This window comes from Streptococcus mitis SK597 (assembly GCF_000148545.1).
GTDB lineage: Bacteria > Bacillota > Bacilli > Lactobacillales > Streptococcaceae > Streptococcus > Streptococcus mitis_C.
In genome coordinates this window covers 1-4,498 of record NZ_AEDV01000042.1, presented here as the reverse complement: position 1 = coordinate 4,498, position 4,498 = coordinate 1, and the positions used below count along the sequence as shown (strand labels likewise).

The following is a 4,498-nucleotide window of genomic DNA, read 5'->3' as shown; positions in this document are numbered from 1 at the left end:
CAAGGCGAAGCTGGCGTGGTTAGCTATTTTATTTTCGAAGAGTATAATAAGATATTGAGTTTAAATACAGAAAAAAACAACTCCCTGATGATTCAAGGAGTTGTCTATAGTTAAATTAGTTTTTAGAAGCTTCTTGGAATTCTGGGTTTTTCCATGCTTCGTCAATGATAGCTTGCAATTCTTTAGCAGATGCTTGCATTTTTTGAGTTTCTGCGTCGTTCAATGGGATATTTACTGGACGAACGATACCATGTGCACCAACAACAGCTGGTTGACCGATAAAGACGTTCTCAACTCCGTATTGACCTTCTTGGAATACTGAAAGTGGAAGTACTGCATTTTCATCGTCAAGGATTGCTTTAGTGATACGAGCAAGGGCTACTGCGATACCGTAGTATGTTGCACCTTTTTTGTTGATGATTGTGTAAGCTGCATCACGAACACCTTCGAACAATTCAATCAATTCAGCTTCTTGAACATTTTGAGTGTCTTTAAGGAATTCTTCAAGGTTTACACCAGCGATGTTTGCGTGTGACCAAACAGCGAACTCAGAGTCACCGTGTTCACCCATGATGTAAGCGTGAACTGAACGAGCATCTACATCCAATTTTTCAGCAAGTGCTTGACGGAAACGAGCTGAGTCAAGTGAAGTACCTGAACCGATAACGCGTTCTTTAGGGAAACCAGAGAATTTCCAAGTTGAGTAAGTCAAAACGTCAACTGGGTTAGCAGCAACAAGGAAGATACCTTTGAAACCTGATTCAACAACTTGAGTTACGATTGATTTGTTGATAGCAAGATTTTTACCTACAAGGTCAAGACGAGTTTCACCTGGTTTTTGAGGCGCACCTGCAGTGATCACAACAAGGTCAGCGTCTGCACAGTCAGAGTATTGAGCTGCATAGATTTTTTTAGGTGAAGTGAAGGCAAGGGCGTGACTAAGGTCAAGCGCGTCACCAACAGCTTTTTCATGCAATTGTGGAATTTCGATAATTCCAAGCTCTTGTGCAATTCCTTGGTTAACAAGTGCAAAAGCGTAAGATGAACCTACAGCACCATCTCCGACAAGGATAACTTTTTTGTGTTGTTTAGTTGAAGTCATTGTTCTAAACATCTCCTTAATTTTATTAGGGGATTTTCCCCAGACAACTTCATTCTATCACTTTTAAAAAACTTTGTCACGAATATGCCTTATAGTTCTCAATGTAAACGTTTTAGTGGTTTAGAGGCTGAAATAGATGGGAATTTATGGTATAATGTTGTTACTTACTAATTGTGAAATGAGGCATTTATTAATGCAGGATAGAAATTTAGTGAATGTCAATCTGACAAAGGAGATGAAGACGAGCTTTATCGATTACGCCATGAGTGTTATCGTAGCGCGGGCTCTTCCTGATGTTCGAGATGGCTTGAAACCTGTTCACCGTCGCATTCTCTATGGAATGAATGAATTGGGTGTTACTCCAGACAAACCTCATAAAAAATCTGCTCGTATTACAGGGGATGTCATGGGTAAATATCACCCACACGGGGATTCCTCTATCTATGAAGCCATGGTTCGTATGGCCCAATGGTGGAGCTACCGTTATATGCTTGTAGATGGGCATGGGAACTTTGGTTCCATGGATGGAGATGGTGCTGCCGCTCAGCGTTACACTGAGGCACGTATGAGCAAGATTGCTCTAGAAATGCTTCGAGATATCAATAAGAATACGGTTGATTTCGTCGATAACTATGACGCAAATGAACGTGAACCCTTGGTCTTGCCTGCACGTTTTCCAAACCTTTTGGTCAATGGAGCAACTGGTATTGCCGTTGGGATGGCGACCAATATTCCGCCTCACAACTTGGGTGAAACCATTGATGCAGTGAAGTTGGTCATGGACAATCCTGAAGTGACTACCAAGGACTTGATGGAAGTCTTGCCTGGGCCAGATTTTCCAACAGGTGCCCTTGTCATGGGGAAATCAGGTATCCATAAGGCTTACGAAACAGGTAAAGGTTCGATTGTTCTTCGTTCTCGTACTGAAATCGAAGAAACTAAGACTGGCCGTGAGCGCATTGTTGTAACGGAATTTCCTTACATGGTTAATAAAACCAAGGTACATGAGCATATTGTTCGTTTGGTTCAGGAAAAACGGATTGAGGGCATCACAGCAGTACGTGATGAGTCAAATCGTGAAGGGGTTCGTTTCGTGATCGAGGTCAAGCGCGATGCCTCAGCCAATGTTATCCTTAACAACCTCTTCAAGATGACCCAGATGCAAACCAATTTTGGTTTCAATATGCTTGCTATCCAAAATGGTGTACCGAAGATTTTATCCCTTCGTCAGATTTTGGACGCTTATATCGAGCACCAAAAAGAAGTAGTTGTTCGTCGTACACGTTTTGATAAGGAAAAAGCGGAAGCGCGCGCTCATATCTTAGAAGGTCTCTTGATTGCGCTAGACCATATCGACGAAGTGATTCGTATCATCCGTGCTAGTGAAACGGATGCGGAAGCTCAAGCTGAGCTGATGAGCAAGTTTAAGCTTTCTGAACGTCAAAGTCAAGCTATCCTTGATATGCGTCTTCGTCGCTTGACAGGTTTGGAACGAGATAAGATTCAGTCTGAGTATGATGACCTCTTGGCTCTGATTGCGGATTTGGCGGATATTCTTGCTAAGCCTGAACGTGTTTCTCAAATTATCAAAGACGAATTGGATGAAGTTAAACGTAAATTTTCTGATAAACGCCGTACAGAGTTGATGGTCGGTGAAGTCTTGAGTCTTGAAGATGAAGATTTGATTGAAGAATCGGATGTCTTGATTACCCTTTCTAACAAGGGATACATCAAACGTCTGGACCAAGCTGAGTTTACTGCTCAAAAACGTGGGGGTCGTGGTGTCCAAGGAACAGGTGTTAAGGATGATGATTTTGTTCGTGAGTTAGTGTCAACTAGCACCCATGATCACCTGCTCTTCTTCACAAATAAAGGGCGAGTTTATCGTTTGAAAGGCTATGAAATTCCTGAGTATGGTCGGACGGCCAAAGGACTACCAGTAGTTAATCTCTTGAAATTGGACGAAGGTGAAAGTATTCAGACGATTATCAATGTTGAGTCTGAACGCAGTGATGATGCTTATCTCTTCTTTACAACCCGTCACGGTATTGTGAAGAGAACCAGCGTTAAGGAATTTGCTAACATTCGTCAAAATGGACTTAAAGCACTGAATCTTAAAGATGAAGATGAGCTAATTAATGTCTTATTGACAGAAGAAGATACGGATATTATCATTGGTACCAAGTTTGGTTATGCAGTTCGCTTTAATCAATCAGCCGTTCGTGGCATGAGTCGTATCGCCACAGGTGTGAAAGGTGTGAATCTCCGTGAGGGAGACACAGTAGTTGGTGCTAGCGTAATTACTGATCAAGATGAGGTTCTTATCATTACTGAAAAAGGATATGGTAAGCGTACAGTCGCGACTGAATATCCAACAAAAGGTCGTGGTGGTAAAGGGATGAAGACGGCTAATGTGGCTGAGAAAAATGGTCCTCTATCAGGTCTCTTGACTGTGAAAGGTGATGAAGACTTGATGATTATCACTGATACAGGTGTCATGATTCGAACCAATGTTGCCAATATTTCACAAACAGGGCGTTCAACTATGGGAGTTAAAGTAATGCGTCTGGATCAAGATGCTAAAATTGTGACCTTTACTACGGTTGCAGCGGCAGAAAAAGAAGAAGTTGGGACAGAAAATGAAACAGAAGGTGAAGCATAATGTCTCAAAAAAATAATAAGAAGAAAAACAAACGAAAAAATCTACTGATAAATATTCTAGCAGGATTTCTGATACTACTATCAATTGCTTTGATTTTTAATGCTAAAATTCGTGATATTTTCATAGTTTGGAATACCAATAAGTACCAAGTTAGTCAGGTATCAAAAGAAAAAATAGAAGAAAATCAGGATACAGAAGGAAATTTTGATTTTGATTCTGTCAATGCTATCTCTTCTGAAGCGGTTCTAGCTTCTCAATGGGATGCTCAAAAATTACCAGTTATCGGCGGAATTGCAGTCCCTGAATTAGAAATGAATCTGCCAATTTTTAAAGGGCTTGATAATGTCAATCTCTTCTATGGTGCTGGTACGATGAAACGCGATCAAGTGATGGGAAAAGGAAATTATAGTCTAGCTAGTCATCATATTTTTGGTGTCAATAATGCTAATAAAATGTTATTTTCTCCTTTGGATAACGCTAAAAATGGTATGAAGATTTATCTAACTGATAAAAATAAAGTTTATACCTATGAAATCCGTGAAGTCAAACGTGTGACACCGGATCGTGTTGATGAAGTTGATGATAGAGAAGGGGTCAATGAAATCACATTAGTAACCTGTGAAGACCTTGCTGCTACAGAACGTATTATTGTAAAAGGTGATTTGAAAGAAACAAAAGATTATTCACAAACATCTGATGAAATCCTAACAGCTTTCAATCAACCATATAAACAA

General features: G+C 40.4%; 3 protein-coding genes. 2 read left to right on the top strand and 1 reads right to left on the bottom strand.

Going from position 1 to position 4,498, the window contains the following annotated elements:
- Positions 1 to 115 precede the first annotated feature (115 nt).
- Entirely contained in the window at positions 116 to 1,102 is a 987-nt protein-coding gene (locus SMSK597_RS07555; RefSeq protein WP_000204727.1) for an L-lactate dehydrogenase, read from the bottom strand.
- Between the two features lie 193 nt (positions 1,103 to 1,295).
- Between SMSK597_RS07555 and gyrA the strand changes: the two genes are divergently transcribed.
- On the top strand, positions 1,296 to 3,764 hold the full coding sequence (gene gyrA / locus SMSK597_RS07550) for a DNA gyrase subunit A (protein ID WP_001154039.1): 2,469 nt from the start codon (positions 1,296 to 1,298) through the stop codon (positions 3,762 to 3,764).
- Positions 3,764 to 4,498, top strand: a 735-nt coding sequence (locus SMSK597_RS0102405; protein WP_000078839.1) for a class A sortase, incomplete at its 3' end; no start/stop codon positions are given. The genes gyrA and SMSK597_RS0102405, both read left to right, overlap by 1 nt.